This window comes from Mesorhizobium jarvisii (genome assembly GCF_003601985.1).
GTDB classification, from domain to species: domain Bacteria; phylum Pseudomonadota; class Alphaproteobacteria; order Rhizobiales; family Rhizobiaceae; genus Mesorhizobium; species Mesorhizobium jarvisii.
This window is the reverse complement of sequence record NZ_QZXA01000006.1, coordinates 328,460-354,355: the sequence shown is the minus strand read 5'-3', so window position 1 is coordinate 354,355 and position 25,896 is coordinate 328,460. Positions and strand designations below refer to the sequence as shown.

General features: G+C 64.0%; 26 protein-coding genes and 1 pseudogene. 13 read left to right on the top strand and 14 right to left on the bottom strand.

Translation table 11 applies throughout. From position 1 onward, the window contains the following. Positions 1-131: 131 nt before the first annotated feature. From D3242_RS17705 to D3242_RS17695, 3 genes are all read left to right on the top strand, one after another. Positions 132-1,109 carry an ABC transporter substrate-binding protein gene (locus D3242_RS17705; protein WP_027047417.1) on the top strand — a complete coding sequence of 326 codons (978 nt, stop codon included), beginning with the start codon at positions 132-134 and terminating at the stop codon, positions 1,107-1,109. A gap of 95 nt (positions 1,110-1,204) precedes the next feature. Beyond that, a complete protein-coding gene (locus tag D3242_RS17700; RefSeq protein ID WP_019861320.1) occupies positions 1,205-2,266 on the top strand; it encodes an ABC transporter permease subunit in 1,062 nt (353 codons plus the stop codon). Next, positions 2,259-3,014, top strand: a complete 756-nt coding sequence (locus D3242_RS17695; protein ID WP_038649853.1) for an ATP-binding cassette domain-containing protein — start codon at positions 2,259-2,261, stop codon at positions 3,012-3,014. Before D3242_RS17700 ends, D3242_RS17695 begins: the two co-directional genes overlap by 8 nt. 74 nt (positions 3,015-3,088) lie before the next feature. Here the strand turns inward: D3242_RS17695 and D3242_RS33960 are convergent, their stop codons facing one another. The 7 genes and pseudogenes from D3242_RS33960 to D3242_RS17665 form a co-directional block, all read right to left on the bottom strand. Then, positions 3,089-3,262 carry a hypothetical protein gene (locus D3242_RS33960; RefSeq protein WP_223217854.1) on the bottom strand — a complete coding sequence of 58 codons (174 nt, stop codon included), beginning with the start codon at positions 3,260-3,262 and terminating at the stop codon, positions 3,089-3,091. Positions 3,263-3,284: 22 nt separating this feature from the next. Further along, a pseudogene (locus tag D3242_RS34530) lies at positions 3,285-3,590 on the bottom strand (L-2-amino-thiazoline-4-carboxylic acid hydrolase); the annotation flags it as partial. Beyond that, complete coding sequence (locus tag D3242_RS17685) at positions 3,587-4,372, bottom strand: ABC transporter ATP-binding protein (protein ID WP_064980956.1); 786 nt, start codon at positions 4,370-4,372, stop codon at positions 3,587-3,589. The gene D3242_RS17685 and the pseudogene D3242_RS34530, both read right to left, overlap by 4 nt. Next, positions 4,369-5,166, bottom strand: coding sequence for an ABC transporter ATP-binding protein (locus D3242_RS17680; RefSeq protein ID WP_064980954.1), 798 nt, complete (start codon positions 5,164-5,166; stop codon positions 4,369-4,371). The genes D3242_RS17685 and D3242_RS17680 overlap by 4 nt, the downstream gene beginning before the upstream one ends. Next, positions 5,163-5,993 (bottom strand): ABC transporter permease, encoded by an 831-nt coding sequence (locus tag D3242_RS17675; protein ID WP_064980952.1) that lies wholly within the window; start codon positions 5,991-5,993, stop codon positions 5,163-5,165. Before D3242_RS17675 ends, D3242_RS17680 begins: the two co-directional genes overlap by 4 nt. Next, a complete protein-coding gene (locus D3242_RS17670) occupies positions 5,990-6,976 on the bottom strand; it encodes an ABC transporter permease (RefSeq protein ID WP_064980951.1) in 987 nt (328 codons plus the stop codon). The genes D3242_RS17675 and D3242_RS17670 overlap by 4 nt, the downstream gene beginning before the upstream one ends. 258 nt (positions 6,977-7,234) lie before the next feature. Beyond that, positions 7,235-8,845 carry an ABC transporter substrate-binding protein gene (locus D3242_RS17665; RefSeq protein ID WP_064980949.1) on the bottom strand — a complete coding sequence of 537 codons (1,611 nt, stop codon included), beginning with the start codon at positions 8,843-8,845 and terminating at the stop codon, positions 7,235-7,237. A gap of 366 nt (positions 8,846-9,211) precedes the next feature. On the opposite strand from D3242_RS17665, the gene D3242_RS17660 reads away from it, so the two are divergent. Next, positions 9,212-10,402, top strand: coding sequence for a M24 family metallopeptidase (locus tag D3242_RS17660; RefSeq protein WP_038649844.1), 1,191 nt, complete (start codon positions 9,212-9,214; stop codon positions 10,400-10,402). Positions 10,403-10,484: 82 nt separating this feature from the next. Here the strand turns inward: D3242_RS17660 and D3242_RS17655 are convergent, their stop codons facing one another. The 3 genes from D3242_RS17655 to D3242_RS17645 are packed head-to-tail and all read right to left on the bottom strand — an operon-like array spanning position 10,485 to position 12,983. Then, on the bottom strand, positions 10,485-10,904 hold the full coding sequence (locus tag D3242_RS17655; RefSeq protein WP_019861312.1) for a cupin domain-containing protein: 420 nt from the start codon (positions 10,902-10,904) through the stop codon (positions 10,485-10,487). 4 nt (positions 10,905-10,908) lie between these two features. After that, positions 10,909-11,775, bottom strand: a complete 867-nt coding sequence (locus D3242_RS17650) for a phosphoenolpyruvate hydrolase family protein (protein WP_064980948.1) — start codon at positions 11,773-11,775, stop codon at positions 10,909-10,911. A gap of 11 nt (positions 11,776-11,786) precedes the next feature. Next, positions 11,787-12,983, bottom strand: coding sequence for a Tm-1-like ATP-binding domain-containing protein (locus tag D3242_RS17645; protein WP_064980946.1), 1,197 nt, complete (start codon positions 12,981-12,983; stop codon positions 11,787-11,789). Between the two features lie 51 nt (positions 12,984-13,034). On the opposite strand from D3242_RS17645, the gene D3242_RS17640 reads away from it, so the two are divergent. From D3242_RS17640 to D3242_RS17605, 8 genes are all read left to right on the top strand, one after another. Beyond that, entirely contained in the window at positions 13,035-13,694 is a 660-nt protein-coding gene (locus tag D3242_RS17640) for a TetR/AcrR family transcriptional regulator (RefSeq protein WP_038649834.1), read from the top strand. Positions 13,695-14,132: 438 nt separating this feature from the next. Further along, the gene (locus D3242_RS17635; protein ID WP_019861308.1) at positions 14,133-15,245 is read left to right on the top strand and encodes an ABC transporter ATP-binding protein; all 1,113 of its coding nucleotides are present in this window, start codon (positions 14,133-14,135) and stop codon (positions 15,243-15,245) included. A 46-nt stretch (positions 15,246-15,291) separates the two neighbouring features. Beyond that, a complete protein-coding gene (locus tag D3242_RS17630; protein ID WP_019861307.1) occupies positions 15,292-16,725 on the top strand; it encodes an ABC transporter substrate-binding protein in 1,434 nt (477 codons plus the stop codon). An 80-nt stretch (positions 16,726-16,805) separates the two neighbouring features. Continuing rightward, complete coding sequence (locus D3242_RS17625; protein ID WP_019861306.1) at positions 16,806-17,867, top strand: carbohydrate ABC transporter permease; 1,062 nt, start codon at positions 16,806-16,808, stop codon at positions 17,865-17,867. 3 nt (positions 17,868-17,870) lie between these two features. Continuing rightward, positions 17,871-18,809, top strand: a complete 939-nt coding sequence (locus D3242_RS17620; RefSeq protein WP_020629045.1) for a carbohydrate ABC transporter permease — start codon at positions 17,871-17,873, stop codon at positions 18,807-18,809. Position 18,810: 1 nt separating this feature from the next. Then, positions 18,811-19,899: an ABC transporter ATP-binding protein gene (locus tag D3242_RS17615; protein WP_019861303.1), complete on the top strand. Its 1,089-nt coding sequence runs from the start codon at positions 18,811-18,813 to the stop codon at positions 19,897-19,899. After that, on the top strand, positions 19,896-20,336 hold the full coding sequence (locus tag D3242_RS17610; RefSeq protein WP_064980944.1) for a hypothetical protein: 441 nt from the start codon (positions 19,896-19,898) through the stop codon (positions 20,334-20,336). The genes D3242_RS17615 and D3242_RS17610 overlap by 4 nt, the downstream gene beginning before the upstream one ends. Before the next feature lie 7 nt (positions 20,337-20,343). Beyond that, a complete protein-coding gene (locus D3242_RS17605) occupies positions 20,344-21,207 on the top strand; it encodes an ABC transporter ATP-binding protein (protein ID WP_425374460.1) in 864 nt (287 codons plus the stop codon). 9 nt (positions 21,208-21,216) lie between these two features. Here the strand turns inward: D3242_RS17605 and D3242_RS17600 are convergent, their stop codons facing one another. From D3242_RS17600 to D3242_RS17590, 3 genes are all read right to left on the bottom strand, one after another. Then, positions 21,217-21,648, bottom strand: coding sequence for a DUF4437 domain-containing protein (locus D3242_RS17600; protein ID WP_064980942.1), 432 nt, complete (start codon positions 21,646-21,648; stop codon positions 21,217-21,219). A 139-nt stretch (positions 21,649-21,787) separates the two neighbouring features. Continuing rightward, complete coding sequence (locus tag D3242_RS17595) at positions 21,788-22,759, bottom strand: AraC family transcriptional regulator (RefSeq protein WP_064980941.1); 972 nt, start codon at positions 22,757-22,759, stop codon at positions 21,788-21,790. Between the two features lie 47 nt (positions 22,760-22,806). Further along, positions 22,807-23,793, bottom strand: coding sequence for an AraC family transcriptional regulator (locus D3242_RS17590; protein ID WP_064980939.1), 987 nt, complete (start codon positions 23,791-23,793; stop codon positions 22,807-22,809). 183 nt (positions 23,794-23,976) lie between these two features. On the opposite strand from D3242_RS17590, the gene D3242_RS17585 reads away from it, so the two are divergent. Then, on the top strand, positions 23,977-25,191 hold the full coding sequence (locus D3242_RS17585; RefSeq protein ID WP_064980937.1) for an MFS transporter: 1,215 nt from the start codon (positions 23,977-23,979) through the stop codon (positions 25,189-25,191). Between the two features lie 37 nt (positions 25,192-25,228). Here D3242_RS17585 and D3242_RS17580 read toward each other — a convergent pair whose 3' ends face one another. Further along, complete coding sequence (locus D3242_RS17580) at positions 25,229-25,807, bottom strand: TetR/AcrR family transcriptional regulator (protein ID WP_223217855.1); 579 nt, start codon at positions 25,805-25,807, stop codon at positions 25,229-25,231. Positions 25,808-25,896 lie beyond the last annotated feature (89 nt).

Genomic DNA, 25,896 nt, shown 5'->3' with positions numbered 1-25,896 from the left:
ACTGGAGGGCGCTTGGGAGGAGCTGCCCGCAAAAGGCAAACAGGCGTTCCCGGCCGTCGGCATCCGAACGGATGACGGCCATTCCAATGTCACTTGCAAACGGCAGATCTGCCAACAATGAGGAGGATGTCATGAAGAAGATCGTTGCCGCGCTCGCGGCGCTCGCCGTCAGTGCCACGGTGCTGATTGCGCCCGCGCAGGCGCAGGACAAGAAATACACCATTGCGCTCATTCCCGGCCTGACCACCGACGGCTTCTACATCACCATGCGCAAGGGCGCCCAAGCGGCGGCCGACGCGCTTGGCGTCAACCTGGTCTTCCAGGGTGCGCCGGACTTCAACCCGGTCACCCAGGTGCCGGTGCTCGACGCGGTCATCGCCAAGAAGCCGGATGCAATCCTGATCGCGCCGACCGACAAGGTTCAGCTGGTCGAGCCGCTGCGCAAGGCCAATGACGCCGGCATTCCGGTCATCACGGTCGACACTTTCATCGGCAGCGGCGTCTACCAGACCGGCGCCGGCGATGCCGATTTCCCGCTGTCTTACATCGCGTCGGACAATGTACTGGGTGGCGAGATCGCGGCGCGGGCTCTGGCCACGTCCATTGGCGACAAGGGCAAGGTCTACGTCTCGAACGTCAAGCCCGGCATCTCGACCACTGACCAGCGCGAAGAAGGCTTCAAGAAGGAGATGGCCAAGCATCCGGGCATCACCGTGCTGGAAACCCAGTTCAATGACGACGACGCCAACAAGGCGGCTTCGCAACTGCAGGCGGTGTTCGCGCGCAATCCCGATCTGGTCGGTGTCTTCGGTGCCAATCTGTTCTCGGCGCTGGGTGCCGCCAACGGCGTCAAGCAGGCGGGACAGACCGGTACGGTCAAGGTCGTCGCCTTCGATGCGCCGACCAGCATCGTCGACAACATCAACACCGGCCTGGTCGACGTGGCGATCGCCCAGCATCCGGCCGAGATCGGCTATTACGGCGTTGTCTCGGCCTATGCCCACCTGACCGGCCATTCGATCCCGGTCACGATCGGCACCGGCTTCACGATCATGGACAAGTCCAACATCGCGGACCCGAACATCTCGAAGTATCTCTACTCCGAGTAAGTCCAGCACAGTCTGGCTCCTCCCGGTCCGCCGGGGGGAGCCTGCACCGGGTCCCTCGCCAAACGAGACCTGTCTGAAGGCGCCGCGGAGTATCCATGACCTCGACATCACCAGCCCAGCCTGCCGAGAAGCATGTCGCCCCTCAGGCCGATCATGGCGATCCGGCCCGAAGCCTGGTCGCACGCATCGCCGAAGGGCGCGCTTGGCTGTTCCTGGCCGGACTGCTCATCTGTTTCGAGGTCTGGTCGCGGCTCGCCTTCGGCGCGACCTTCGTCCTCAATCCATTCAACCTGCAGTCCATCGCCATCTTCGCCGTGGCGCCGCTGCTGCTGGCGACCGGGCAGACCTTCGTCATCATTTCCGGCGGCATCGACCTGTCGCTCGGCTTCATCATGGGGCTGGCCGCCGTCATCGCCGCACATGCCACCAACATGGCGGGCGCCGCCATTCCCCTGCCGCTGGCCATGCTGGCGGGCATCCTTGCCTCGGTGATCGTTGCCGGCGTGCCGGGTGTTATCAACGGCCTGCTGATCTCGCGGCTCAAGGTGCCGCCCTTCATCGGCACGCTCGGCATGTTCGGCGTCGCGCGCGGCGCCGCCTTCCTGCTTGCCGGCGGCACCACCGTGCCGGTGCAGAATTCCTGGTTCGCGCTGCTCGGCAACGGCAAGTTCTATGGCGTGCCCTATCTGGTGCTGATCACCGCGGTCTTCGTCATCGTCATGCACTACCTGCTCAGCCAGACCCGGTTCGGCCAGCACAATTATGCCATCGGCGCCAATGTGCAGGCAGCGCGGCGGGCCGGCATCGACATCAGGGGCCACATATTGCGGCTCTACGTGCTGTCGGCGATGTGCGCCGGCCTCGGCGGCGCGCTCTATGCCGCGCGCTTCACGGCGGGCGCGGCGCAGGCGGGCGAGCCACTGCTGCTCGACAGCGTCGCGGCGGTGGTCATCGGCGGCGCCAGCCTGTTCGGCGGCTCCGGCACCATTTTCGGCACGGTCGCCGGCGCGCTGGTGATCGCGGTCATCCAGTACGGGCTAGTCTTCGTCAATGTCGAGCCGTTCTGGCAGTTCATCGCCGTCGGCGTCGTCATCATCATTTCCGTCCTTATCGACCAGGCGCAGCGCCGGTTCAGTGGAGCCCGTCAGGATGAATAGCACCAACCAGAACGCACCCCTGCTGGAAGTCCGGAATCTCTCCAAGCATTTCGGCGCCGTGCGTGCGCTCAACGACTTCTCCATGGCCGTGCGGCCGGGCGAAGTGGTGGCGCTGGCCGGTGACAACGGCGCCGGCAAGACGACGCTGATCAAGGCGATATCGGGCGTGTTCCAGCCGACTGGTGGCGAGATCCTGCTGCGGGGTCAGCCGGTGACGTTCGCGACGCCACAGGAGGCGCGCGAGAAGGGCATCGAGACGATCTACCAGGATCTGGCGCTCGCCGACAATCTGTCGATCGGCGCCAACATCTTCCTTGGCCGCGAACCCATGCGCAAGGCGTTCGGCTTCCTGCCGGTGCTGGACCGCAAGGCGATGGCTGAAGCGGCCAAGGCAACAATGGGACGGCTCGACTTCCATGTCAGCCGGCTCGAGGCCCCGGTCAGCAATTTCTCCGGCGGCCAGCGCCAGGCCGTCGCCATCGGCCGCGCCGTCTATTGGGATGCGCAGATCCTGATCATGGACGAGCCGACGGCCGCCCTTGGCGTGCCGGAGCAGCGCAAGGTGATCTCGCTGATCCACCAGCTCAAGGCGCAAGGGCGCGGCGTGATCTTCATCTCGCACAATCTGCAGGACATCTTTGCTGTGTCGGACCGCATCGTCGTGCTGCGGCGCGGCATCCAGGCCGGCGAGCGCAAGATCTCCGAGACCAACCATGACGAGGTCGTCAAGCTGATGGTCGGGGGCTAAGCTGTGTTGATGTTCTGCCGGCCTGCAGACGCTCGGCCTGACCTGAATCTCAACACACCTTAGATCGTCAATGCTTAGCCGGCATCGCGATCGGTCAGCGCGATGTGGCAGCAGCCGGAGCCGTGGCCGGGCGTCCAGGTGACGTTGTGGAAGCGCACGCCGGTCGCCTCGAACAGACCGCGGTCGAAGGCGCCGGCGATGCGGCAAAGCGTGCTTTTCGTCGCCGACGCCAGCCTCGACCCAGGCATCCTTCAACGGGCAGCGCTTGACCCTGAAGGCGATGCGGTCATCGCCGCGTTCGACATCGGTCGGATACATCAGGCCGCCATCCGGGCTGACCGCCAGGAAGGCCTCGCCGATCGCAGGCGCATCATTGGCGCCGAAGCTGGCGAAGGCGGCCGCCGCCACTTCCTTGCCGCGCTGCTCTATGGCGCGGATCATGATCGCCTCGGCCTTGTCAGAACCCAGCTCTCCGGTCAGTTCTTCGAGGAAAGGGCGATAGAGATCGGCGCGATTGCGGAAGGCGGAATCGAGTTCACGCGACAGCTTTTCGGCTCTGCCTTCAGGGTCGGTCATGATGCGTCCTGTGTGGTTCTTTTGAGCCTTGGTGCTGCCGCCACCAACGCCTTGCCGATGGCTGACTGCGGGGCGTCGATGACGGCGCGGGCATCGCCGCTCTCGGCGATCCGGCCGGCATCGAGAAGGATGACGCGGTGGGAGACGGCGCGCACGACGCCGAGATCATGGGAAATAAAGAGATAGGCGATCCGTTCCTGCCTTTGCAGGTCGAGCAAAAGGTCGAGGATCTGTCCACGCACCGAGACGTCGAGTGCCGAGACCGCTTCATCGAGCACGATCAGCGATGGTTTTGTGGCGATGGCGCGGGCAATGGCGACGCGCTGTCGCTGGCCGCCGGAGATTTCGTGGATGGCGCGGGGCGCGAGATCGGCCGCCAGCCCGACACGCTCGAGCAAGGCGGCGATGCGGTGCGGGCGCTCGGAGCGGGAGGCGATGCCGTGGATGCGCAAGGGATCGTCGAGGACATGCGCCACCGTGGCGCGCGGGTTGAAGGCGGCCAACGGATCCTGGAACACCGTTTGCAGACGCGCGCGGCGTGCGCGCAACGCAGCACCACCCAAGGCGAGGAAATCATTGTCCTCGAATTCAATGGCGCCGGCGTCCGGCTCGATCAGGCGCAGCACCAGCCGCGCGATCGTCGACTTGCCGCTGCCGGAAGGGCCGGCCAGCGCCAGTGTTTCGCCGGGCTCGATGTGAAAAGACACGTCGTCGACTGCAATAACGGTCTTGCCGCCGCGCCGGTAGTGTTTGGTGAGGTTGGACACTGCGAGCAGGCTCATGCGGGGAGCCCGGCTCGGTTCAGCAATGGTGCGGCGTCGAGGCCGATATGGGCGTCGAGCAAGGTGCGGGTGTAGGCTTGAGTTGGGGCGTCGACAATTTGTGCCGTCGCGCCAAGTTCGACGAGTTGGCCATGGCGGAACACGGCGATACGCTCGGCGAGTTCGGCCGCCAGAGCGATGTCATGGCTGATGAACAGCAGCGTCATGCCGTCCTCGGCGACCAGCCGCCGGATCAAGGCGACGATCTCTGCCTGCACGATGGTGTCGAGCGCGCTGGTCGCCTCGTCGGCGATCAGCAGTTTCGGCCCGGCCGCAATGGCCGCGGCAATCGCCACGCGCTGCTTCTGACCGCCGGAGAGCTGGTGCGGGAAGGCGTGCAGGGCCGAGTCCGGGTCGGGCAGGCGGACGCGTTCGAGCAAGGTTTTGGCCTTGGCGTATGCCTGGGACCAGGTGAGGCCGAGATGGGTGCGGGCGACTTCGGCGATCTGTTTGCCGATGGTCATCACGGGATCGAGGCTGGCGGAAGGGTCCTGGAAGACGAAGCCGATGTCGCGGCCGAGGAGGGGTGTGCGACCAAGGCCGGACCATTCAATTCTTCCGGCAACCGCTGAAGAAGCCGGCAGCAATCCCGCAATCGCCAGCGCCAGCGTGCTCTTGCCGGAGCCGCTTTCGCCGATGATGGCCAGGCGCTCGCCAGCCACGATGTCGAGGCTGATGTTCCTCAGCGCCGCCACTGCGTTGCCGTCGCGGCGATAGGTCACCGTCAGGTCGCGGATCGAAGCGAGCGCGCTCACGACAGACTTCGCCTGACCGCCGTCGTCTCGACAACGCCTTCACCGGCGAGATAGACGCCGAGCACGGTCAGCACCAGCGCAATACCTGGCACGATCGACAGGAAGGGCGCGGTACGCAGCACGGCGCGACCTTCGGCGATCATGCCGCCCCAGGTGACGCGGTTGGGGTCGCCGAGGCCGAGGAAGGACAGCGCCGCTTCGGTGAGGATGGCGGCGGCGACGATCACCGAGGACATTGCCAGCACCGGCGGCAAGGCGTTGGGCAGCACTTCGCGAAAGGCGATTTCGAGCGGATGCATGCCGATGGCACGCGCGCTGGCGACATAATCGCGTTCGCGAATGGAGAGGACTTCCGCGCGGGCGACACGGGCAGGCCCGGTCCAGGTGCCGAGCGCTATTGCCGCAACGACGATGCCGAGCGACGGGCCGACGACGCTGACGAAGGCCAGCGCCAGCAGGAAGCTCGGCACGGTCTGGAAGGCATCGGTGATGCGCATCAGCACCTCGTCGACGAGGCCGCCGGCAAAGCCGGCAAGCGTCCCGACCACCGCGCCGATGGCAAGTGCCGCCGCAGCAGCAGCAAGGCCGACAGCGAGTGAGGTGCGGGCGCCGTGGAAGAGTTCGGCCAGCACGTCGCGGCCGAGCCGATCGGTGCCGAGCGGCAGCGACCAATCCTGGAAAGGCGGCAGCAGCGCCGGGCCGGCGATGGCTTGCGGATCGCCGGGAAACAGCAGCGGTGCGATGAGCGCCATCGCAATCAATGCGGCCAGCAGGATGGCGCCAGCGACCGCCTCGGGCGTGCGCAGGAAACGGCGGAGCGGGCTCATGCGCCGGCCTCGCCGGCGCCGACGCGCGGATCGAGGAAAGCATAGGCGATGTCGACCAGCAGGTTGATGACGACGACCAGGACGGCGCTGGTGAGGATGATGCCGAGCAGCAGAGGCGTGTCGCGCGAAGCCACCGCTTCCTGCGCCAGCCGCCCAAGGCCGGGCACGGAAAACACGCTCTCGATGACGACGCTGCCGCCCAGCATCTGCGCCGATTGCAGGCCGAGCATGGTGACCAGCGGCAGCAGCGCATTGCGGGCGACGTGGGCGAGCACGACGCGGCGGCGCGACAGCCCCCTGGCGCGGGCGGCGAGGACAAAATCCTGCCGCCAGGCTTCGGCCATGCCGGCGCGCATCATGCGCAGGTAGAGCGCGAGGTAGATGAAGCCGAGTGCGGCCACCGGCAGGATGAGATGGATGGCGATGTCGGCGGCGCGGTCGAGGCCGGTCTTGTCCGAGGCGAGCGTCTCGATGCCGCCGATCGGCAGCCAGCGCAGGTCGACGGCGAAGACGACGATCAGCACCAGGCCGAGCCAGAAACCCGGTACGGCATAGAGGGCCAGCGAGCCGATCGACAGGAAGCGATCGCGGGCGCTGCCGGGCCTTGCGCCGGCATAGATGCCGAGGGCGGAACCCAGCCCGAAGGACAGCGCGGTGGCGCTGACCATCAGCAGCAGTGTGTTGGGCAACCGTTCGAGAATCAGGTCGCGGATCGGCCTGGAGAAGGTCACCGACTGGCCGAGATCGAGATGCAGCAGCGCCCAGAGATAATTGGCGAGCCGCGTCAGTTCCGATTGGTCGAGGCCCCAGCGATGGCGCAGCATTTCGATCATGCCGGCGTCGCCGCCGGTCGACACGATATAGGCGTCAACGGCATCGCCGGGGGCGGCTTCGAGCAGCAGGAACGTGCCGATGACAACGATCAGCAGAACGAAGACGCTGCCGACGAGACGGCGGCGGAGAAGGATGAGGGCGCGGGTCATGTTGGCTTACCCTCCCCCTTGTGGGGAGGATCGCTCCGCAAAGCGGAGCGGGGTGGGGGTCTCTTTCAGGCCTGCGCCACACCCCCCACCCCGCCGACCGGCTGCCGCTTCGCGGCATCCACTCGTCGACCCTCCCCACAAGGGGGAGGGTGAAGCCGGCAGCCTTACCCGGCAAGATAGAGGGATGCGCGAAGGGACTCTCATCGCCGATGATGAGCACTCGCCCAAACGATGCGCAAGCATCCCGTGACGATCTTGCTAGCCCGCCAGATACGTGTCCGCCCAGTTCGACACCGCCCAGCGCGGATTGTTGGCGATGTTGCCCACCGTGTCGCGCGCGACGCTGATGAAACTCCATTCGGCGACGTTGATCAGCGGCAGGTCGGCGGCCACCTCCTTCTGGAACTCCTTGTAGAGGTCGGTGCGGGCCGTCGTGTCGAGCGTCTCGGACGCCTTGGCGATCAGCGCGTCCAGCGCGGCGTTCTTGTAGCCGCCCTGGTTGGAGAACGGCACACCGTCGGGAATCCCGCTCTGCACCAGGATGGTGGTCGAAATCGCCGGGTCGCCGCGGAACACAGGCGGGCCGACGGCGAGGTCGAAGGCGTGGTCGGTGTAGACGGCCTTGATGTGCGCGGCGGAGTCGTTGTTGACCAGTTGCGCGTCGATGCCGATGGCCGCGAGCGCCTGGCGCAGATAGTCGCCGAACTGCTTGGTCTCGTTGAAATAGGGCGCCGGCAAAAGTTTGAGCGAGAAGCGCTTGCCGTCAGCGCCCTTCTTGTAGCCGGCCTCGTCGAGCAGCGCGTTGGCCTTGGCGACGTCGAAGGCATAGGTCGGGACATCGGCGGTGTAGAACTGCGGATCGTTCTTCGGCACCGGGCCGGTGGCGGTCGCGGCATAGCCGAGGAACACCGTCTTGACGACGAAGTCCTTGTCGATCGCATGCGCGATCGCCTGGCGCACTTTCAAATCGGCCAGTTCCTTGCGGCGATGGTTGATCTCGACGACGAGCTGGTAGGTCAGCCCCTCATAGCCCTTGGTGATCACCTTCAGGCCCGGCACCTTGGAGATGCGGTCGAGGTCGGCCAGCGGCACGGCGGAGAAGGCGGCAAGCTGGATCTCCTCGGCTTCCAGCGCGCTTGCCGCGGACGTGCGGTCGGGCAGCACCTGGTAGATGATCTCGTCGAGATAGGGTTCGTCCTTGCCCCAATAATCGGTGTTCTTCGTCAGTCGGTAATACTGGCCGGCCTTGTACTCGCCGAACTTGAACGGGCCGGTGCCGATCGGCGCGGTGTTGGCCGGGTTGTCCTCGATCTTGCCGACCTCGTAGATGTGCTTGGGCACGACGCTCGACAGCGCCGGCAGCGCGTTGCGGATCAGCTGGAACGGCGTCGGCTTGGCGAATTTGAACACGGCGGTGAGATCGTCGGGCGTCTCGACGCTGGCCAGATCCTTGAACACGGTGCGGCCGAGATTCTGCAGCGGTTTCCAGATCTGCAGCGCCGAGAAGGCGACATCGGCCGAGGTGAACGGCTTGCCGTCATGCCATTTGACGCCGTCGCGCAGCTTGAACGTCGCCGACAACCCGTCGGCGGCACCTTCCCAGCTCAGCGCCAGGCGTGGCGCGAGCCCGTCCTTACCGTCGAAGGAGGCTTCGGCCAGCGTCTCGACGATCTTGCTGGAGATGAAGAAGACGCCGTTGGAGGCGACGATCGCCGGGTTGAGGTTGCGCGGCTCGGAATCGGCGGCGAGCACCAGCCGGCCGCCCTTCTTCGGCGTCTGCGCCAAGGCCAATTTCGGCATGGCCGTGGACGCCAGCAGCATCGCCGAGCCGACAAGCATCTTGCGTCTCGAAATCGTGAAACCTGACATGATCGAACTCCGTCCTCTGCGCGACCCGATCGGCGCGACAACACCCCTCGGATGCCGGCGCGTGCATCCTTGCGACAGTGATTATGAGCCTTGTCATGGGTTTCGCCAGAGACGGAATTGGCGCATCCTGGCTTGGCTTTGAAATTTTCGTCCGCTGGACCAGTTTAAGAGAACGGCTCAATTCGATCTATCTGGTAAGACCAGATTTGGCGAATACGCGACAGATGACGAGTTGGTGACCGTTTGGCTGCGCCGTTGGTAGATTTCTGGCTAGACCAGAGCGGGCAAAATGGTGCAGATTTGATCCACAGCCAAGGGATTGGGAGCGAAACAGCGTCGATCCCGGGCAAATTCAGGGAGAGAGAGATGAACATTGCGCCGGGCAAGAATGCCGTCAGCAATATTCCGTTCGACCAGGCCAGGGTCGACCGGCTGATGGAGGAGGCCGGCATCGATGTGCTGCTCGCGACCTCCAAGCACAACACGCAGTATTTGCTGGGCGGTTACAAATTCATCTTCTTTGCCGCCATGGATGCGATCGGCCATAGCCGCTACCTGCCGATCGTCGTCTACGAAAAAGGTGGACCGGAGCACGCGGCTTATATCGGCAACCGCATGGAAGGCGGTGAGCATCAGAACAACCCGTTCTGGACGCCGACGCTGCATGCCGCCTGCTGGGGCACGCTCGATGCCGCCAACCTCGCCGTCGAACATCTGCAAAAGATCGGCAAAGCGGGTGCGCGCATCGGCATCGAACCAGGCTTCCTGCCGTCGGACGCCTACACGCTGATCCGCAAGGCATTGCCGGAAGCGAAGCTGATCGACGCGACCGACATGCTGGAGCGCATGCGCGCCATCAAGACCGACGCGGAGCTGGAGAAGCTTCGCACCGCCTCCGAGCTGATCACCGATTCCATGCTGGCGACCATCGCCTGGGCGCGCGAAGGCACGACCAAGGCCCAGATGATCGAGCAGATCAGGCGCGAGGAGACCAATCGCGGCGCGCATTTCGAATATTGCCTGCTGACGCTGGGCTCCAGCCACAACCGCGCCGCCTCGCCGCAGGCGTGGAAGAAGGGCGAGGTGCTGTCGATCGATTCCGGCGGCAATTATCACGGCTATATCGGCGACCTCTGCCGCATGGGCATTCTGGGCGAGCCTGATGCCGAGCTTGAGGATCTGTTGGCCGAGGTCGAAACCGTGCAGCAGGCGGCGTTCTCCAAGGTGAAAGCCGGCACGCTGGGTGGAGACATGATTTCGCACGCCGAGGGCGTGCTGAAGAAATCCAAGGTCGCGCCCTATACGGATTTCTTCGCCCACGGCATGGGCCTGATCACGCATGAGGCGCCGTTCCTGATGACGAACCACCCGGTGGCCTATGAAGGTACTTATGCGGACAAGCCGCTGGAGAAGAACATGGTGCTGTCGGTCGAGACGACCATGCTTCACCCGACGCGCGGGTTCATCAAGCTGGAGGATACGCTGGCGGTCACGGAGACTGGTTATGTGATGTTCGGTGATCGCGGGCGCGGGTGGAACAGGGGCGGGACCCTATAAAGGAAGGCCGGCGCCGCCCCTCATCCGCCTGCCGGCACCTTCTCCCTGTAGAACGGGGAGAACACCCCGTTGTCCAGGAAAGTTACTTCCCGCCCGCCGGAATCAGCCTGAAATCCGGCAACTCCCGCAACACTAGTTCCGGTCCAGCCGGCGAATAAACAACGAACAGCTGCATTGGCCCGTCGCCCGTATTCAGCGTCGAATGGAAGCGGCTCTCCGGCACATAGATGGTGCAGCCGGGGCCGACCTTCGCGACCACCGGATTGCCCTTCTCGTCCTCGACCATCTGCTCGCCATGGCCGGAGATAACGAAGATGATTTCCTCGGCGCCCGGATGGTTGTGGCGGGTGTGGCCCTTGCCGGAGGGCAGGTCGACGACACCGCCGGAAAAGCGGGTCGCGCCGTTAACTTCCGGAGCGACCGTCAGCGCCAGTCGGCCCCAATCGAAGCCGAAGGCGCTGACGTCCTTCGGATAGACAAACACCTTGCTCTTGTCGGTCATGGTCTCATCCCTTCTTTTTCTTTGGTTTGGTCTTCTCACCACCGAGCGTCACCGCTTTGAAATCGGCTGTCTGCCTGGCGATCGCCGCCTCCGCCGGCAGCCGTTCCATCGAGCTTGCACCATAGAAACCATGCAGGCCTTTGCAGCGGTCGAGGATGTAGCGGGCATCGTCCGGCATCGAGATCGGGCCGCCATGGCAGAGCAGGATGACGTCCTTGCGCACCGAGCGGGCGGCATCAGCGATGGCGTCGATCGCGACGACGCAATCGTCGAGTGATTTGGCCGAGGTGGCGCCGATCGAGCCACCGGTCGTCACACCCATATGGGCGACCACGATGTCGGCGCCGGCCTTGGTCATGGCGCGCGCCTCGTCGGGATTGAAGACATAGGGGGTGGTGAGCAGATCGAGCTTGTGCGCCTCGCCGATCATGTCGACCTCGAGCCCGAAGCCCATGCCCGTCTCCTCGAAACTCTGCCGCATGCTGCCGTCGAACAGGCCGATGGTCGGAAAATTCTGCACGCCGGAAAAGCCCATCGTCTTCAGTTCGGCCAGAAGCAGCGGCATGATGACGAACGGGTCGGTGCCGTTGACGCCGGCCAGCACCGGCGTGTGCCTGACCACCGGCAGCACCTCATAGGCCATTTCCTTGACGATCTCGTTGGCATTGCCATAGGCGAGCAGACCGGCGGCCGAGCCGCGCCCGGCCATGCGGTAGCGGCCGGAATTGTAGATGATGATCAGGTCGATGCCGCCGGCCTCCTCGGCCTTGGCCGACAGGCCGGTGCCGGCGCCGCCGCCGACGATCGGCACGCCCTTGTCGATCATTCCCCGGAATTTCTTCAGTATGTCCTTGCGCGGTATTGCAGGCATATTTTTGGACCTCAGTGTCTGGCGATGTCGAGAAAAGCCGCGACAGCGACCTTGGCGAATTCGGGGTCGTTGATGTGCAGCGGCAAGCGCGTGACGCGACGATTGGCATTCGGCTTGATCGTGCGCTCGATGGCTTCGAACAGGACGGCGTCGGCCTCTCGATCGAAGAAGTCGCCGCCCTCGATGTCGAGCGCCGAGACGCCTTTTTCCGGGATCAGGAAATGCACCCGCCCATCGCAGAGGGCGAGCCTGGTGCCGATCCACTCGCCGATCGCGCGGCATTCGTCCGCGCTTGTGCGCATCAGCGTGACGTTGGGATTGTGCTCGTAGAATAGCCGTCCGCGATAGCGTTCCGGAATGGTCGAAGGCGCCCAGAAATTGACCATGTCGAGCGCGCCGACCGAGCCGACATAGGGCAGCTTGCGGCGGGCGATCGCGCCGAAGCGATCCTCCGTTGCCGGCAGGACGCCGCCGAATAGGAGGTCGCAGACCTCTGTCGTGGTGATGTCGATGACGCCGGACAGCAGGCCGCTGTCGGCCAGCTTTTCCATGCTGCGGCCGCCGGTGCCGGTGGCGTGGAAGACCATGCAATCATACGCGGTGCGAAGCTGGTCGGCGATGGCGGTGACGCAAGGCGTGGTGACGCCGAACATGGTCAACCCGATCGACGGCTTGCCGTCCGGCGGCGGCGCCGGCGTTGCCGCCATGCCCGCTATCGCCTGGGCGGCATTGTGCAGCACGACGCGGGAGAGCCGGTTCAGCCCGGCCATGTCGGTCACCGACGGCATCATGATGATGTCGGAGACATCGACATAGGGAGCCGTGTCGCCGGAGGCGAGCGTCGAGACCATGATTTTCGGCAGGCCGAGCGGCAAAGCGCGCATGCCCGCCGTGATGATCGAAGTGCCGCCGCCGCCGCCAATGCCGATCACTGCGGCGATGTCGTTCCGCGACTGGACGAAGCGGGTGAAAGCGACGCCCATGGCGGCTACCGCGGCGCCACGGTCATCGCCGCCGAGCACGGCCGCGTGGCCGCGCGGATGGTGGCCGGCGATTTCCTTCGCCGCAATATCGACCGGGATCGTTGCGTCGCGTGTTCCGACATCGACGCGGCAAACATGAGCGCCCGTCGCGGCAATCGCATCGGCCAGGAAGGCGATCTCCTCACCTTTGGTGTCCGCGGTGCCGACCACATAGATGCGCTTCATTGGCGCCTTCCAAGGTATTGCAAATTTTTGAGACGCGCGTATCATATTGACATGAATGTCTCACGTCAACGATCCACAGCAAAAGGCGACACCGAGCGGGGAAGCGGCCCGGCTCCAGAGCGTGGACCTCGGGCGCGCACGAAACGGCTGATGCTGGAGACGGCGACACGGCTGATGCAGGCGGGCGTCACGCCGTCGGTCAGCGAGGTGGCGGAAGCGGCGGAAGTTTCCCGCGCCACCGCCTATCGCTATTTCCCCAGCCAGGCGGCACTGGTGCAGGCTGTCGTCGACGAGGGGCTTGGTCCGATCCTGACCTGGCAATCGACCTCGGCGGATGCCGAGCGCCGGGTCGCGGAGCTGTTCGATACGGCCATGCCGCGCATCGAGGCTTTTGAAGCAACGTTCAAGGCGGCGCTGAAGCTGTCGCTCGATCAATGGGCGCAACGCCAGGCCGGCACGCTGGGCGGTGAGCCGGCCTTTACGCGCGGTCATCGCGTCGATTTGCTGCAGCAGGCGATCGCGCCGCTCAAGGGCCAATTGCCGCCGCGTGAGTTCAAACGCCTTGCGCAGGCGCTGTCGCTGGTCTTCGGCGTCGAAGTGCTGATCGTGCTCAAGGACATCTGGGGCCTGGACAGCGGCAAGACCCTGGCCGTCGCCCAGTGGGCGGCCTCAGCGCTGGTGCGGCAGGCGCGACTCCGGACGCCATCCTGACCAGCGGCGGTGGCGGCGTGAGTTGGGCATGGAGGAGGGCTGGACGAAGGCGGATGCAGGATATGAGACTTCTCCCGATGCGGACCGATTGGGGGGTCGTCGAGGGCAATCCGGGGCGGTAGCCGCGGTAGCTCGGAGCGAATCTGGTTCGACCAGATTTGAAGGTCGGCGATTTCAATAATTTTGGGGATTGGCGTTTTGCGAACGGGATGAAGGTGGAGAACTGCCAAAAATGAAGGAAATACGAACATATAGCGGACGTATTCAGCTTATTTTGGTGACGGCGAATTTCAAGAAAGCGCTTGACGGGCATCTTAGATTGGTAATACCAGATTAGGAAAGAAAAGGCGGATCGGGAATGACAGCCGCAGTCCATTTCGGTAGGGCGAGGAGGATCATACGGATGTCACGTGTTCCGTCCGCACGAGGTGGCGCATCGTGACGCAGACGTCGCCTCGCGCCAGTGCCGGCAAGGGGATTGCGCTGCGCCTCGATGGGCTCAGCAAGGCCTATGGATCCGTGCGCGCCATCAACGACCTGAGCTTCTCCGTCGACGAAGGCCGCTTCTTCGTACTCTTCGGGCCGAGTTCGGTTGGCAAGACGACGACACTGCGCACTATCGCCGGCCTCGTCCAGGCCGACTCCGGCACGCTTGAGATAGGCGGCCGCGACATGACCCATGCGCCGATCGCCGGCCGCGGCATCTCGATGGTCTTCCAGTCTTTCGCGCTTTACCCCCACCTCACGGTCTATGACAATCTCGCCTATCCGCTGCGCGAGGAGAAAGCCGCGCGCGCCGAGATCGACAAGCGGGTGAAAGAGACCGCCGAGATCCTGAGACTGACACACCGCCTGAAGGCCAAGCCGGCAACGCTGTCCGGCGGAGAGCAGCAGCGCGTCGCGCTCGGCCGCTCCCTGATCCGCCGGCCAAAGATTCTTCTCCTCGATGAGCCGCTCACCAATCTCGACGCCAAGCTTCGGCACGAGACGCGCGCCGAGCTGAAGCGGCTGCACCGCCAGTTCGGCATGACCGTGATCTATGCCACGCCCGACGAGCTCGAGGCTCTCTCGATGGGCGAGGCGATCGCCGTCATGCGCGATGGCGGCATCGTCCAGATCGGCACGCCGGACGAGCTTTACGAGCAGCCGACCCATACCTATGTCGCCAGCAAGATCGGCTCGCCGCACATGAATCTGTTCACGGCCTCGGTGCGCGCCGACACCAGGTCTTTCGACACGCCGCTCGGGACTCTGGTTCCGGCGACGGCGCCAAAGACTGCCGATGCCGGCGAGGCCGCGCTGATCGGCATTCGCCCGAGCGACATTCGGCTCGCCGCCAAGGGCGAAGCCGGGGTTGCCTCGAAGGTGCATCTGGTCGAACCGCTCGGCGACATCACGATCGTCTCGGTCGTGGCCGGCGGCGAGATGTTGCGCATGGTGCTGCCGGAAGCGATCGCCGCCAGCATCAGGACCGGCGATTCGGCATCGATCGCCATCGATAACAGGAAAATCCACGTCTTCCGCGCCGCGAGCGGCCAGGCAATGACCTGACGCGAACGGCGAGAAGCAATCCGGTTAACCAAGGGAGGAAACGTGAATGACGGCGATGACCAAAGTGAAAGGGCTAGCGACAGCCGCAAGCTTCGCTGCCACGCTACTGGTGGGAGGCGTGACCTATGCCTCTGCCGAAGAAGTGACGTTGACGATGGCGGTGCCGGATTGGCCCCCGACCCGCATTATGAAGAAGTTCTTCGACGAGCAGTACAAGCCCAAGTCTGGCAATACCGTGAAGCTCGATGTCGATTTCATTCCGTGGCCGGATTTCTACACCCGCGTCAACGCCTCGTTGACCTCGGGCGAAAAGAAGTACAACTTCATCGTGTCGGACTCGCAATGGCTGGGCGCCTTCGTCGAAGGCGGCTACTTCCGCAAGATCAACGATCTCATCGATGCCGACCCGGAACTCAAGGCGACGATGGAGTCGATGCATCCCGCCGTGCTCAACGCCTATTCGACCTATCCCAACAGCACGCCGAACTACTACGGCTTCCCGCAGTTCCCGGACGTGCTGGTCACCTACGGCCGCAAGGACGTGCTCTGCAACGCCGACGAGCAGGCCGCCTTCAAGGCGAAGTACAATGAGAAGCTGCCCTGCACCGGCGAAGAAATCGACGCCATGGACTGGAACACGTTCGAGCATGTTGGCGAATTCTTCCAGCGCAAGAAGGGCGACAAGCTCGCCGGCCAGGTGCTGGATGACGATTTCTACGGCATCGCCTATCAGGCAGGCAAAGGCTACGACTTCTCGACGAGCTCGGTCCACTCGTTCGTCTGGCAGCATGGCGGCGGCATCTGGGATGAAACCAAGGCCCCGACCGGACATGCCGAAGGCGTTGTAAACTCCCCGAAGTCCATCGAGGGCATGGAGCATTTCCTCAAATTGCTGAAGTTCATGCCGCCGGTGGTCAAGACCGGCACCATGGACATCTTCGTCTCGGACCAGTTGTTCCGTGAAGGCAAGGTGGCCATGAACATCGACTGGATCGGTCTCGCCGAAGCCTCGCTCGATCCCAAGACGTCGAAGGTTGCCGACAAGCTGGTGTTCGGATTGGCGCCAGGCCTGCGCGGTCCCGACGGCAAGGTGAATCGTACGTCACAGATCGGCGGACAGCCTTTCGTTCTCACCACCTGGACGACGCCTGAGCAAATCAAGGAAGCGGTGGGCTTCGTGAAGTGGTGGCTCTCGCCTGATATCCAGAACCAGTTCGCCGCCGGCGGCGGCCAGTCCGCGATCAAGTCGGTCTACAGCGATCCGAAGTATGTGACCTATCGTCCGTGGGACCGCGCCTGGGCGAACTCGCTCGACTGGCAGAAGGACATGTGGCACGTGCCGCAGTTCTTCGAACTGCTCACCCAGCAGCAGGACCAGTACGACCTGGCCATCACTGGCAAGCAGGACGCCAAGACCACCCTGGATAACATCGCCAAGTTCCAGGAGGACCTTCTGAAGAACGCTGGCCTTATCCAGTAACCTTCCGACATAGCTGCGGGGAGCGGGCAAAAGCCGCTTCCCGTCATTGCCACGTCAGGCGCTCCATATTTCGGACTCCCATGACCGCTGTTTCAAGCACGCTACTGACACCACGCCTTACCACGGTTGTTGCCCACAACTGGAAACTCGCCATCGCTGTCGCTGTCGTCGTGTCGGCCATATCAATGGCGGGCTTGCCGGCGGCTGTCTCCTTCTGGGTGGTGGGCGCCACGGCGGCGTTGGTCGCGGCCGCATTTACCGTCAACGCGTATCGCCGCCACTACTTCGGCGCCTTGCTGGTCGCTCCGGCAATCGCCGTTCTGTTTGTAATGAATATCTTCCCCCTGCTGTGGTCGCTGGGCCTTTCGTTCTTCGCCTACCAGGCAAACCAGCAGACGATCCGCTTCGTCGGACTCGGGAACTACACCCGGATCCTTACCAACGATCTGGCTGCTCACGCGACTTGGGGCGCGCTGATCAATACCGCCATGTTCGTCGTGTTCACCGTCTCCGCGCAGATGATCGTCGGCTTTCTGCTGGCCATCCTGTTCGCCAAGCAATTTCCGCTGCGCAAGTATTTGTTGATCCTGGTGCTGACACCGATGATGCTTTCGGTTGTCGCCTCTGGCGTGTTCTTCACCTACTACTATGACCCGACATTCGGGATTCTCAGCTACGTCATCAATTCCATCTCCGGCAACCAGTTCATCCTGATGAGCAACAAAGTCGGTGCCGTGGCGGGAATCGTTTTCGCCGACGCATGGATGTGGTCGCCCTTCGTCATGCTTCTTGTGCTGGCGGGCCTCGTCTCGGTGCCGAAATACCTTTACGAGGCCGCTGCCATCGACCGTATTTCCAGCTGGCGGCAATTCTGGATGATCACCTTCCCCTACATCCGCGGCCTTCTGATGTTGGCCCTTCTCTTCCGCACTATCGAGGCATTCAAGCTGGCGGATCTCGTCATCCTCCTCACCAAGGGCGGCAACGACACACTGACGATCTCCTATCACTTGATCCGCATCGCCAACGAGCAGAACAAGACGAGTGAGGGCGCGGCGATCTCCTATCTGATGCTGTTCATGGTGATCGTTCTCACCAACCTCTACCTGTACCTCGCAAACCGCCGTACGCAGGGAGCATAACCCGTGGCCGAATCGATATTGGGAAAGCTCGGCTTCCGCAGGGCCAGCGGAGTAGACGAGGCCGGCTGGGGGCGGACGCTCGCCGTGGCCGTCGTCGCTTTTATCTATTTTCTGCCGGTGCTGTTCATCATATTCACCGCCTTCAAACCGCAGGGCGACGCGCTCCTGGTGCCTCCGACGCTGTCGCCCACGTCGCTGTTCGGCTTGATTCCGGACCATTTTGTGTTCAAGCCAACCCTCGAAAATTTTGGGTCCGTCTTTTCCCGCTCGATGACGCCGGACGGTGCCCCGGAAGCGACAGGATTCGACCGTTATTTCTTCAACTCGATCTTCATCGCCTCGGCGTCGGTGCTGCTGGCGCTGGTCATCGGCACCCTGGCGGCCTTCGGCTTCTCGCGCTATCCGCTGAAAGGCAATGACACCTACCTGTTCATCATCCTGACCACGCGCATGCTGCCGGCGATTGTGGTGATCATTCCGGTGATCCTGATGTTCCGCGTGGTGGGCCTGTCGGGCTCGTATCTCGGCATCATCATGCTCTACACCGCCTTCAACCTGGCCTTCACCATCTGGATGATGAAGAGCTTCTTCGATGAATTGTCGCCAGACGTCGAGGATGCCGCCCGCATCGACGGATCGTCCGGAATGCGGGTGTTCTTCAAGATTTGCCTGCCCCAGGTCATTGCCGGGCTCGCCGCCACGTTCGTGTTCGGCCTGATCCTCACCTGGAACGAGTTCCTCTTCGCCCTGTTGCTCTCGGGGCCCGACACGAGGACGGTCCCGGTCGCCATGAACCAAGCCGTGTCGTCGGGTGGACGCGGCACCGACTGGACTTTGCTTGCCGCCATCGAAACCCTGTTCCTTGTCCCAGTCTTCCTGGTCACCTTCTTCTTGCAAAACCATCTGTTGCGCGGCGTTACCTTCGGCACGGTGAAGCGCTGAGATGTCAACCATCGAACTCCGCAAAGTCACCAAACGCTTCGGCTCCTTCACCGCGGTCAAGGACGTTGACCTGTCGGTAGCCGCCGGTGAGGTCGTCTGCCTTCTCGGCCCGTCCGGCTGTGGCAAGACGACGACCTTGCGCGTCATCGCCGGGCTGGAACGCGTCACTGACGGCGAGATCGTCGTCGCCGGCAAGGTGATGAACAACCTGCCGCCCGAAAAGCGCGACATCGCCATGGTGTTCCAGTTCTACGCGCTCTACCCGTCGGCATCGATCGCCGAGAACATCGCCTTCCCGCTCTATCACGACGGCATTTCCGGGGCTGAGCGGACTGCCCGCGTCAACCGCGTCGCCGCGATCCTCCACTTGGAGCACGTTCTCGACCGGCTGCCGAACCAGATATCCGAGGGCGAAAAGCAGCGCGCCGCCATGGCCCGCGCCATCGTCCGCGACCCCAATTGCTTCCTCTTCGACGAGCCCTTGTCGCGTCTCGATGTCGAACTGCGCCAGACCATGCGTGGCCAGATCAAGGAAGTGCTGCAGGGCCTCTCCAAAGCGACCGTGATCGTGACCCATGACCAGCTCGAAGCGCTCACCATGGCCAACCGAATCGCCATCATGAAGGACGGCCTGATCGAGCAAGTCGGCTCACCCCACGAGGTATTTGCCAAGCCCGCCAATGCTTTCGTGGCGAGCTTCATCGGCACGCCGCAGATGAATCTTCTCGAGGCCGACCTCAAGACCTTCGCCGATGGCACGGCGGACATGACCGTGGCCGGCACTAGTCTGGCGATCCGCACGGACGCGGCGGTCGCGCGCCTGCAGCCCGGCAAGGTGACGATCGGTGTCCGCCCCCGCGCCTTCACCCCGACCGATACGGGGGACCGTGGCACCATCTCCGCCCGGGCCGAGCTCATCGAGCCCATGGGCGCCGAAACCCTTATTCATGCCCGCACGGCGGCAGGCGCCGACATCCGCGTCGTGGTGACGAGAAGCCAGCGGGTCAAGGTCGGCGAGGCGCTGAATCTACGCCCCGATCCCAGGCAAACGCATGTCTTCGATGGCGCCGGAAAGGCGGTGCGGTCATGAGCGACAGTTCTTCCGGCATGAGCCGGGCCGGCGCGTTCTGCCTCGAGGTCTTCATCATTGGCCTCGGCGTCGTGGCGCTGGTGCTGATCTTCCAACCCTTTTCCATCGGCCTGTACGCGGTCGGCAGCGGTCTCGTGGTGCTTGCCGGACTCATCAACAACCTGCTGCCGTTGGCCCAGCCGGGCGTCAAGGTGCGCAGTGTAGTGACAGTAGCGCTGGTCGTGGCGCTGGTCTTCTGCATTGTGCTGCTGGTTTCGATCACGGCGGCGCATCTCTACGGCGTCTTCTTCCTCAATCCACCGGACCCCAACACTCTCGCCGGCAAGGCGCAGCTCGCCACGCCGCCTTTCTACAAGCAGGCTTTCGTGTGGGAAATCGCCGCCGCGGCGGTGATTCTCGCGCTGGTCGTCACCGCTCTCAACAAGACAGCGCGATGATCAGCAGCTGACGCTATCCGGCAGGTCGCGCTCGCGCCGGTCCACGACGGTCGGTGTGCGTCGCCTCTCAACTCTCACGCCGTCATCCTCCGGCTTGACCGGAGGACCCGATGCCGAGATCAAGGATCGTGTCGATCGCGCGGCCCGTACGCTACGCATCGAGCATCTGCTCGACCGCAAGACCGACCGGCTCTCGGGCGGCGAGATGCAGCGCGTCTCGATCGGCCGCGCCATCGTGCGCAAGCCGCGCGTGTTCCTGATGGACGAGCCGCTGTCGGCGCTCGACGCCAAGCTGCGCGAGGCGCTGCGCACGGAACTGAAGAACCTGCAGATACAGCTCGGCGCCACCTTCCTGTTCGTTACCCACGACCAGATGGAGGCGATGTCGATGGGCGACAAGGTCGGCGTGTTGAACCACGGCCGCATCGTGCAGACCGGCACGCCGCACGAGATCTACAACAATCCGCGCGACACCTATGTGGCGAGCTTCGTCGGCTCGCCGCCGATGAACCTCATCGACGGCAGACTGGTGAACGGCCGCGCGGTGATGGCGCCGCTGAATTTCGAACTGCCCTTTTCGGGGGGAGCCAAGGCGAGCTCGGCGACCGACGGTCGCCCGCTCGTCTTCGGCATCCGTCCGGAAGACGTCTATCTCGAGAGCGGCGCGCCGGTCGAGGCGCGCGTCCATGATGTCGAGAACCATGGCGTCGAAAAGATCCTGACGCTGCGCGTCGGCGATACGACGCTGCGCGCCACGGTGCCGGCTAGGACCGATGTCGCCATCGAGCAGCCCGTGCGCTTTGCCTGGAACCCGGACAAGGTGGTGCTGTTCGACAAGGGCAGTGGCGTCAGCTTGCGTCACGCCGGATAGAGCGTCCGGTTATTTCGCCAAGTAGGTCTCGTAGGGCGTGTCGTTGATCAGCAAGATCACGCACTCCGTGTCGGACAGGCAAGCGTCGTCATGCATCTCGTTGGCCTTCTGGGTCCAGTAGGATCCCGGAGGCAGTTCGACCTTGGTCACTTCGCCGCCTTGCAGCTGCCAATGCGCCCACAGCCCCTTTATGACCACCGCACGGTAGTCGGCGGTGTGCGCGTGAACCGGAGCGCGCCAGTTGCCTGGGACTTTCAGCAGCGTTCCCGCAGGGCCCTTGGCCCTTTCGCCCCACAGCGGTCCGAGGCGCTGCGGCTGGTCTGGCGCCTCGGCGACATAGGGGATCTTGTTGGCCGGAAGATAGCTGTCCTCAAGGGCGAAAGCCTGGCCGGAGACCACGAGCATGGTGGCGAGCGTCAGGACCTTCAGATGATCTGGCATGGCTTTCTCCTTGAATCGGCCCGCTCACGGCTGGCAACGGCAAGCTATTGCATGCAGCCGGCCCGGCAATGACACAGCGTCCGGAAGACTTGGCAATTCATCCAGCCATCCAACACGGCAAGGTCCGTGCCGCGTTAGTCTAGCGTTCCTCGGAGGTGCCGTTGACGGTGCGCAGATGGCTGGGCGCCGTGCCGACGATGCGCTTGAACGCCCGGCTGAACGAAGCTTCGGACTCGTAGCCCAGTCGGGCGGCCACCACCGACACCCGCATCCGGTCTTCGATCAGCCACTGCCGCGCCTGGTGCATGCGCAGCCGGGCGACATATCGAGCCGGTGTTTCGCCGACGATTGCCGTGAACCGTTCGGCGAAGGCCGAACGTGAGGCGCCCATTTCGCGTGCGAGGGCTTCGACGGTCCAGTTCCGGTCGGGCTGGCGATGAATGGCCACCAGCACGCGGCCGATGTCGCGATCCCTTATCGCCGCGGTCCAGCCGGTGGTGCTGTCGCCACCGTTCTCCACCCATGAACGGATGATGCTTGCCGCCAATACGTCGGCCAGCCGCGCCAGCATGCTGCCCGAGCCGGCGCGATTGCCGGTCACTTCGCTGGCCATGGCTTCCAGAAGGTGCGGAATGCCCGGTTCGTCCGCCATCAAGTCGCGGGCGCGCATCATGTCCGGCATCATGGCGAGCACAGGATGCGATCCTCCCAGATTGAAGTGCATGCTGCCGCAAAACAGCAGGGTTTTCGCGCCATGGCCGCCGTTCGAGACGGCGTAGACATTATCCTGCAAAGGCTCGATGCTGTAGCTTTCGATCGGCACGGCATGGACGTCCGGCGCGCTGGCAAGAATGTGCTCGGCGCCACGCGGCAACAGCAGCGCATCGCCGGCTTTCAGCTCCGACCATTGCCGGGATGGCGAAAACAGCCAGCATCGGTGCCGGCCGATGAAGTGGAAACGCGCCGCCTCCTGGGCTGGAAAGAGCACGGCCCACGGCTCGCCAAGTTCGCAGCGGCCGTAATCGACGCCATCAAGCCGCAATCCTCGCAGCATGTCGGTCAGCGGACCGCCTGAAGCCGGCGAGACACCCTCGGATGATGTGAAATCCATGTCCGGGTTCTAGCGTGGAATTGTCAGTCCGTCACGGCCGAGATGCGTTACCCGGCCTGGCGGATGTCGGCCTGCTCCTCTGCGCGCAGATGGCTGGGCGCCGAACCGATGACGCGCTTGAAGGCACGGCTGAAGGCGGCGTCCGATTCATAGCCGAGGCGGGCGGCAACGACCGAGATCTTCATCCGGTCGCGGACCAGCCACTGCCGCGCCTGATGCATCCTGACCTGGGTGACATATTTTGCCGGCGTTTCGCCGACGATGGTGGCGAAGCGCTCGGCAAAGCCCGAACGCGAAGCACCCATCACCCTGGCCAGCGACTCGACCGTCCAGTCATGGTCGGGTTCGAGATGGATGGCGGCCAACACGCGGCCGATGTCGCGGTCCCGGACAGCGGCGATCCAGCCGGAGGAATCGCCGCAGCCACGCTCGACCCATGAGCGGATGACGGTGGCGGCGACCACATCGGCCAGCCGCGCCAGGATGCCGCCGGAGCCGACGCGCTCCATCGTCACTTCGCGCGCCATGGATTCCAACAGATGCGGAATGCCCGGCTCATAGGCTTCCAGCTCATGCGAGCGCATCACGTCCGGCATCATGCCGAGCAGCGGATGCAGGCCGTCGATGTTGAAATACATCGCGGCGCAGAACAGCAGCGTTCCCGGCTGGCAATTCTTGTCGCACATCTCCGCGTTCGACGTGCAATAGACGTCCTTGCAGACTTCCTCGAGCTTGTAGCCATGGATCGGCCAGGCCTTCGCCCGGGGTTCGCTGGCCAGTACATGGGCCTCGCCGCGCGGCAGCAGCACCGCATCGCCGGCATTAAGCTCCACCCATTCGCCGGAGGGCTGCTTCAGCCAGCAGCCCTTGCGGCCGATGAAGTGAAATCGCGCCCCTGGCTGAGCCGGAAACTGGATGCCCCAAGGCTCTTTCATCTCGCAGCGGCCATACTCGACGCCATCGAGGCGCAGGCCGCGCAATATGTCCGTCAGCGGGTCGCCCGTGATTGGAATTTTGGACGAATGGTCAAGCATAATGGGGTTTTTAGCATGGAAACTCCAGGGCGTCACTTCCTATGTTGCACTGCAGCCAAATGTTGCGCCGCAAACAAATCGCAGACCGGCCCCATGGCCAAGCCGTGACGGTAAGGCATGGAACGGGTGGAAGCCCCGGGCGGTCGTTTCTTATGTGGCGCTGCAACAGATCGGAGACTGACCATGGCCGAACCCGCAACTGATGTCATCGACGCCACACTTCTGAACCCCGCAGGCACCGATGAACGAACCGAACCGGCCTGGGGCGCCGTGGGTTCGCTGGCACTTGGCGTTTTCGGTCTCGTGACCGCCGAATTCCTGCCCACCAGCCTGCTGACGCCGATGGCGCGCGATCTCGGCGTCACCGAGGGCGTGGCAGGACAAGCGGTGACGGCAACCGCCATCGTCGGCGCCATTGCCGCGCCCACCATGGCGATCATCACAAGGCGCATGGACCGCAGGCTGGTGATGTGGATGCTGACCTCGTTCCTCATCCTGTCCAACCTTCTCGCCACCTTTGCCGCGTCGCTGCCCATGCTTCTGTTGGCCCGCGTCGTGCTCGGGGTCGCGCTGGGCGGCTTCTGGGCAATGTCGGCGGCCATGGCGCTGCGGCTGGTGCCGATGCGGCTGATGCCGCGCGCCATGTCGATCATCCTGACCGGTGTTTCGCTGGCCACCGTCACCGCCGCTCCTGTCGGCGCCTATGTCGGCGACATCTGGGGCTGGCGCACGGCGTTCATGGTCGCGACCATCGTCGGTGCCCTTGCGCTGCTGGTGCAGTTGGTCACCATTCCGAAGCTGCCGCCGGTGGGTGTCGCGAGCTTCCGCACCTTGCTCTATGTCCTGGAGCGGCCGTCGATCCGGGTGGCCCTGCTGGTGATGCTGCTGGTCGCGTCGGGGCATTTCGCCGGCTTCACCTATGTGCGCCCCTTCCTCGAAAAGGTGCCGATGCTCCACATCGAGACGATCTCATTGGTGCTTCTGGCCTATGGCATTGGCGGTTTCTTCGGCAATATCGCCGGTGGCTTCCTGGCCGAACGCAACCTCAAGATAGCTGTGGCGCTGGCGCCCCTGCTGATCGCCCTGGCAGCCGCCTCGATGCTGATCTTCGGCACCTCGCCGACGATCGCTGCGGTTGCCGTCGCCGCCTGGGGCTTTGCCTTCGGCGCGGTTCCGGTCGGACTGCAGAGCTGGCTGGTGCGGGCGGCACCCGACCAGGCCGAAAGCGCCGGCGGCTTGATGGTGGCGACTTTCCAGGTGGCGATTGCGCTGGGGGCCTTCCTCGGCGGCCTGCTGGTCGATCATGCCGGCGTGGCCAGCGCCTTCGCCTATTGCGGCATCGCAACGCTGCTGGCGGCCATCGTGGTGTTGCTGCGCGGCCCGAAGCAGGCCGAATAAGCTCTCATCTCCGCCTCATCCAGCGGCCCGAGAACCATCATGGTTTTCGGGCCGCTGCCGTCGTGATGGCGGCAACGAAACGGTTGAGGCTGTCCTCGACGTAGACGGCGACTTCAATCGTCGGATCGAAACTCCACCACAGCAACGATCCCTGCCAATGCGACGCCATCAGCAGGCCGATGTCCTGCGGTGAGCCGGGCGTTCCGGCAAAGCAAGGCGCGAGGGCATTGCACAGGGTTGTTTTCCAGGCGGCACCGCGCGTCCTGAGCATGGGGTCACGCAGATCCTCGCGCAGGACAAGCAGGCCCTCGGCATAGGATTCGATGCCGCCATAGCCCTGCGACAGCGCGACCAGCAATTCGACCGCGCCGGCAGGCGTTCTGGGAACGGCGGCCGCCAACGTCCTGGTCTTGTCGTCAAGACCGTCCCAGGCGTGCAGCAAGGTGCGCTGCTTCAACCGAGCCTTGTTCCCGAAGCGCTGCACCAGGGTTGCACCGGAGAGGCCACAGGCTTTTGCCAGGCGCTCGAAGGTGAGCGCTTCCGGGCCGTGCTCGTGGATCAATCGCAATGCGGCTTCCAGCACCTGCTCGTCGGACTGGGTTTTGGGCCGGGTCATCTTGACATCCTTATATAACCGAATGATCATTTATATATGATGCGAGCGGCGCGAGCCAGCCCGGTTTTCATCGATGGTGCCGTTTTTGG